Raw genomic sequence first — 5,978 nt, forward strand, 5'->3', positions numbered from 1 at the left:
ACCAGGCGACCTGGCCGTCGGCGACCAGGACGGCGGTGGCGAACGGCGACGACGGGGAGTGGACCACGGCATTGCGGTACAGGGTGGTGAGCACCCGCCGAACCTAACCCAGGCACGTCACCACCACCGACGCGGGCGTCACACCGAGCTGTACGCCACCACGTCGCGCCGCAGCTGGTCCACGGCGCGTCGGGCCGTGCTCCTGGTGCCCTGGCTGGTCGCGGCCTGCGCCACCTGGTCCAGCAGGTCGATCACCTGCTTGCACCACCGCACGAAGTCCCCCGCAGCCAGGTCCGTCCCCTCCAGGACCGCCCCCAGTCCCCGGCCCGACGCCCAGCGGTGCACAGGCACCACCAGCCCCAGGTCCACCCGCCGGGTGGCCTGCAGACCGCGCGACTGCTCCAGGTCCTCCAACCGGGACCAGACCCGGACCTGCTCGTCCAGGGCGGCCGCGAGCCGCCCCTGCGGGCCCCCCGGCACCGCCGGCGTGTGGTCGGGGTCCTCCCGTCGCGCCTCGTACACCAGGGACGAGACCGCCGCAGCCAGCCCGGCCGCGTCCAACCCGTCCCACACCCCCCGGCGCAGACACTCGGCGACCAGGAGGTCGGACTCGGCGTAGAGGCGTCGCAGGCCCTGCCCGGCACGCGTGACGACCAGACGATCACGACCCTCGTCGGTCACATGCTCCAGGTACCCGGTCTCGACCAGCACCTCGCAGATGCGGTCGAAGACCCGTGCGATCGAGCTCGTCCGGCCCTCGATGCGGCGCACCAGCGCGTCGTGCTCGCGCTTGAGCCGGTGGTACCGCTCGGCCCACCGGGCGTGGTCCTCCCGCTCGGAGCAGCCGTGGCACGGGTGGGACCGCAGCCGCCTGCGCAGAGTCGTCACGGTGTCGTCCTGACCCCGGGGGCGCCGGCCGCCGCCACGGGAGGGCGACAACCGTGGCGGCTCGGCCAGCGCCGACCGCATCGCCGCTGCCAGGTCCCGCCTGGCGGCGGGCTTGCGCGGCGAGAACTGGCGCGGGACACGCACCGTGGTCACCCTGCGCACCCCGCCGCTGAGGTCGGCCGCGGACAGGGTCCGGACCTGCCGCTCACCGGTGAGGACCGTGGGACGTGGACCGTCCAGACCCGCGTCCCGTCCGGGGTCGAGCACCACCGCGTAGCCGGCACGGCGGCCGGACGGGATCTCCACGACGTCCCCCACGCGCAGGCCCCGCAGGCTCGCCAGCGCCTCGGCGTGCCGGGCCCGGGACTCCTCCCGTGACAGGCTGCGTTCCCGCTCCGTCAGCCGACGTCGCAGCGCCGCGTACTCCCGGAAGTCCCCGAGGTGGCACTCCATCGCCTTCTCGTACCCGTCCAGGGCCTCGGCGTGCGACTGGGCCTGACGCGCCAGACCGACCACGGCACGGTCGGCCTGGAACTGGGCGAAGCTCGTCTCGAGGACCTCGCGCGCGCGCTCGCGCCCGACCTGCGCGACCAGGTTCACCGCCATGTTGTAGGTCGGGCGGAAGCTGGAGCGCAGGGGGTACAGGCGACGCGACGCGAGCCCCGCGAGGGCCACCGGGTCCATGTCCCCGTGGTCGACGACCACGGCGTGCCCCTCGACGTCGATGCCCCGGCGCCCCGCACGCCCGGTGAGCTGGGTGTATTCCCCCGGGGTGAGCTCCACGTGCCCTGAGCCGTCCCACTTGGTGAGCCGGTCCAGGACGACGGACCTGGCCGGCATGTTGATCCCGAGCGCCAACGTCTCGGTCGCGAAGACGACCTTGACCAACCCGCGGGAGAACAGGTCCTCGACGGTCTCCTTGAACAGCGGCAGCAGACCGGCGTGGTGCGCGGCGATCCCCCGCTCCAGGCCCTGGACCCACGACCAGTACCCCAGCACGCCCAGGTCCTGCGGGGGCAGGCTCGCGCACCGCCGCTCGACGACCTCCCGGATCTGGTCCTGCTGCTCGGGCGTCGTCAGGCGCAGGCCCGCACCCAGGCACTGCTCGACGGCCGCGTCGCACCCGGCGCGGGAGAACACGAAGAAGATCGCCGGCAGGAGCGCCGCCCGGTCCAGCACGTCCACGACCGCGAACCGGGGGGCCGTCCGGCGGGACGCACGGGGAGGACGTCGGGCACCGCGCCCCCGGTAGCCGCGGTCCCCCGCCCGGGAGGACGCGCGGTCCTCTCGGGCCAGCGCGGCGGCGAGGTCCGGGTTGATGGGCGGGTCCACACCCGGGTCGGTGGGGTCCACGTGCTGGGCGTACAGGTCGAACAGGTCGTCACGGGTCATCACGTGCTGCCACAACGGCACCGGCCGGACCTCGCTGACCACGACGGCGGTGTCGCCCCGCACCATCGTGAGCCAGTCCCCGAACTCCTCGGCGTTGGACACCGTCGCCGACAACGACACCAGCTGCACGTCGTCGGGAAGGTGGATGATGACCTCTTCCCAGACCGGGCCACGGAAGCGGTCGGCGAGGTAGTGGACCTCGTCCATGACCACGAACCCGAGCCCGTCCAGGGTGGGTGAGCCGGCGTACAGCATGTTCCGCAGCACCTCGGTGGTCATCACGACCACGGGCGCCTCACCGTTGACCGTCGTGTCGCCGGTCAGCAGCCCCACGTGCTCCGCACCGTACCTGCGGACCAGGTCGGCGTACTTCTGGTTGCTGAGGGCCTTGATCGGGGTGGTGTAGAACGCCTTACGACCCTGGGCGGTCGCCAGGTGCACGGCGAACTCGCCGACCACCGTCTTGCCCGCCCCGGTCGGCGCCGCCACGAGCACCCCGCGACCCCCTTCCAACGCCCTGCACCCCTGGCGCTGGAAGTCGTCGAGCTCGAAGTCGAGACCTGCGGCGAAGCCGGCCAGCTCGGTCCGCTGCTCGGCGGTCCGACGTCGGGCGGCCGCGTAGCGTTCGGACGGGGAGGGCATGGGGGCCAGCCTAGGCACAGCCGCCCCGGCTCACGCGAGCAAGGTCAGCGCGCCGGGGCGCACCCGGACGAGCAGCGGCACCTGGCCCACCGGTTCCCCGTCCGCGAACGCCGTGGGCGGGTGCCGAAGCCCCTCGGAGGGCGCAGGCTCCAGCAGCACCGTCCGGCTGCGCCGGACCTCGCACACGGGGTGGTGCACGTGGGCGCCGCGGTACACCGACGGGAAGATCCTCAGCAGCGCGGTACGGCTCAGGGGGCCGGCCACCACGACGTCCAGGAGGCCGTCGTCGGCACAGGCGTCCGGCGCGATCCGCATACCCCCACCGATGCTCGTGGTGTTCGCGACGGCGACGAGGGTGGCGGGCGGCTCCCACGTGCCGTCGTCGAGCCTCAGGCGGTAGCCGTAGGGCCTGAAGCCCGGCAGCTCGGCCGCCAGCGCGCGGACGTACCGTGCACGCCCCCGCGGCCACGACGAGGCGTTGGCGCGGGCGTTGACCGCCGCGTCCACGCCTGCGGACACCACCCCCATGCACCAGCGTTCACCACTACCGTCCGCGGCGGCGACGGTCATGGCGTCCACCAGCCGACCGCCGGCTGCGAACGCCGACTCCAGGTGCCTGACCGCCCGGACGGGGTCGTGCCTCGGGAGGCCGAGGGACCGGGCCACGTCGTTGCCGCTGCCCGCCGCGACCACCCCCAGCGGCACCGCTGTCCCGGCCACAGCCCCCACACCCAGCCCGACCGTCCCGTCCCCACCGACGACGACCAGGGCATCCACACCGTCGGCGACGACCTCGGCGGCGCGGAGCCCGGCGCCGACCCGGTCCGGAGCAGACACGGTCCGCACCAGGTGACCGCGGCGACGCAGCAGGTCCACCGTGCGCGCCCCCTGCCGGGCGCCCCGCCCCGAGCCGGAGGTCGGGTTCACGAGCACCGCGAGCCGGAGCCCCATCAGCCGAGGCGCTCGTGGGCGTCCGCGGACTCCTCGTGCGGGTCGTGGGCACGACGCCGATCGACCAGCAGGCAGATCCCCACGGCGCTGAAGTACAGCAGGCAGATCGGTATCGCCAGGGCGAACATGGTGATCGCGTCGCCCGTGGGCGTCGCCATGGCCGCGAACACGAAGGCGATCATGACGGCCCACCGCCACCCCACCAACCACGTCCGGCCCCGGACGACCCCGGCCACGTTCATCCCCACCATCAGCACGGGAAGCAGGAACGCCAGCCCGAACGCCAGGACCATCCGCATGACGAAGCTCACGTAGCCCTGCGCGCCGATGAGGTTCACCGACTCCGCCGGGGTGAACCCGGCCAGGATGGCCACGGCCTGCGGCAGCACCCACCACGCCAGGCCGGCCCCCGTCAGGAACAGCGGCACCGCGGCCGCCACGAACCCGACCGTGTACCACCGCTCCCTACGGGTCAGCCCGGGTGTGACGAAGGCCCACAGCTGGTAGATCCACCACGGGCTGGACACGATCACCCCGACGAACAGCGACATCTTGATCCGCATGTCCAACGGGGCCGCGATCCCGTCGAAGTTCAGGGCGACGAGCTGGTCGTGGGTGCGCCCGAAGGCCACCACCGGGGCTTGGACCGCCGCGTACAGGTGGTCGAAGACGAACCACCCGGCCACGGCGCCCACGACCAGACCCGCGGCCGCCAGCACCACCCGCCGCCTGAGCTCGCGCAGGTGGTCGCGCAACGGCATCTGCGCCCCGCCGCGGCCCCGCGGCCGGCGACCACGGGTCGTGTCAGCGCGCGGGGTCACCGTCGTCGGTGGGCCGTCGCTCCTCCCCGGCGGACGGCGCCGCGGTGGTCGCCGCGTCCGTCGACGGGTCGTCGGACGGTGTCGAGTCCTGGGGTGCGGGCTCGTCGGTGCGGAGGTCCTTGACCTCCGCACGGAAGATCTTCATCGAACGACCCACGCTGCGCGCCAGGTCCGGAAGCCGACGGGCCCCGAACAGCAGCAGGATCAGGACAAGGATGATGATGAGCTCCCAGCCCCTCATGTTGGCTGGCATCGGTCCCCTTCGGGTCGTCTGGACGGCACGGCCATGCTAACCCTCGTCAGCGCGAGAACGACCGCCACCGCCGGTACGTGGCCTCATGCCGTTCGGCGCGGGCGGCCCGTCGACGTGCCTGCAGCACCCTGGCCTCGGCGCGCCTCGCCCTTGCCGGTGCCGGGTCGCGCAGGTCCACCGGCCGCACCGGGTGCAGGGCCTCGGCGGCGGCCGTCAGCTCTTCCAGACGTGCCGACACCTCGCCCGCGACCGCGGACGCCCTGCCGAGCTCCTCGAGCAGGTCGCGCGCCGAGCGGTAGACCGTCAGGCCGGCCCACGCCAGCACGGCCAACGCACCGAGGACGAGGAACGTCCAGAGCAGGAACCAGAGCACCGGACCACCCTAACCGGGGACGTCCTCGCCCGGCCCCACGGGCCGGGCGTACGCCTCCAGGGCCCTGGCCGCGGCCGACGCGGCCTCCCGTGCCGGCGCCGGCGGGACCAGGTCGACCACGTGGGGGGCGAGGAGCAGCAGAAGCTGCTGCAACCACACGCCCGAGGACCAGCGCAGCGTGACCGCGAACCGCCCCCGCTCCAGGTCCCGCACCTGCTCGACCGGCAGCTCCTCGGCGACCCACCTGGCCCCGCCCCCGAGCACCAGCTCGACCGTCGAGGACTCCGCCGACGGCCGGTACCTCCCGGGCGCCCCGGCCGCGCTGGTCGTCACCGGCTCCCGGAGCACCTCGACCTGGAGCACACGGTCCAGCCGGAACAGCCGCTCGGCCCGCGCGGTCCGGCACCACGCCTGCAGGTACGCGTGGTCGTCGCCCGTGAGCACCTGCCACGGGTCGACCTCGCGCTCGCTGGTCACGTCCGAGGCGTTGACGTACCGCAGGCGCAACCTGCGTCCGGCGGTCAGGGCCGTGCGCACGGTGGCGAGCACCTCGGGCGCCTCGAGCGCCAGGTGCACGTCCATGGTCCCGGCCCCGTCCCCGGTCGCGGCGGTCAGGGCCGCGACCGTGCTGGTCAGCACCTCGCGCTCGTCGGCGCCG

Annotated in this window: 6 protein-coding genes; all 6 read right to left on the reverse strand. The window is 73.9% G+C overall.

What is annotated here, in order from left to right; all coding sequences use genetic code 11:
- Window positions 1–138: 138 nt before the first annotated feature.
- Window positions 139–2,922: a DEAD/DEAH box helicase gene (locus N869_RS12250; protein ID WP_035062113.1), complete on the reverse strand. Its 2,784-nt coding sequence runs from the start codon at window positions 2,920–2,922 to the stop codon at window positions 139–141.
- A gap of 30 nt (window positions 2,923–2,952) precedes the next feature.
- On the reverse strand, window positions 2,953–3,873 hold the full coding sequence (locus N869_RS12255) for a diacylglycerol/lipid kinase family protein (RefSeq protein WP_035062114.1): 921 nt from the start codon (window positions 3,871–3,873) through the stop codon (window positions 2,953–2,955).
- Window positions 3,873–4,634 (reverse strand): twin-arginine translocase subunit TatC, encoded by a 762-nt coding sequence (gene tatC / locus N869_RS12260; RefSeq protein WP_035062119.1) that lies wholly within the window; start codon window positions 4,632–4,634, stop codon window positions 3,873–3,875. Before tatC ends, N869_RS12255 begins: the two co-directional genes overlap by 1 nt.
- Before the next feature lie 43 nt (window positions 4,635–4,677).
- Entirely contained in the window at window positions 4,678–4,947 is a 270-nt protein-coding gene (gene tatA, locus N869_RS12265) for a Sec-independent protein translocase subunit TatA (RefSeq protein WP_035062115.1), read from the reverse strand.
- A 46-nt stretch (window positions 4,948–4,993) separates the two neighbouring features.
- Window positions 4,994–5,320, reverse strand: a complete 327-nt coding sequence (locus tag N869_RS12270; protein ID WP_035062117.1) for a hypothetical protein — start codon at window positions 5,318–5,320, stop codon at window positions 4,994–4,996.
- Between the two features lie 9 nt (window positions 5,321–5,329).
- Window positions 5,330–5,978 (reverse strand): helix-turn-helix transcriptional regulator (locus tag N869_RS12275; RefSeq protein ID WP_035062118.1); only part of this gene is annotated, 649 nt, incomplete at its 5' end.

This window comes from Cellulomonas bogoriensis 69B4 = DSM 16987 (genome assembly GCF_000767165.1).
Taxonomy (GTDB): Bacteria; Actinomycetota; Actinomycetes; order Actinomycetales; family Cellulomonadaceae; genus Actinotalea; species Actinotalea bogoriensis.

Bases quoted from the DNA above. Each gene is read 5' to 3' on its own strand.
- N869_RS12250 (WP_035062113.1), bottom strand. From the start codon at position 2,922: ATGCCCTCCCCGTCCGAACGCTACGCGGCCGCCCGACGTCGGACCGCC.
- N869_RS12255 (WP_035062114.1), bottom strand. From the start codon at position 3,873: ATGGGGCTCCGGCTCGCGGTGCTCGTGAACCCGACCTCCGGCTCGGGG.
- tatC (WP_035062119.1), bottom strand. From the start codon at position 4,634: ATGCCGTTGCGCGACCACCTGCGCGAGCTCAGGCGGCGGGTGGTGCTG.
- tatA (WP_035062115.1), bottom strand. From the start codon at position 4,947: ATGCCAGCCAACATGAGGGGCTGGGAGCTCATCATCATCCTTGTCCTG.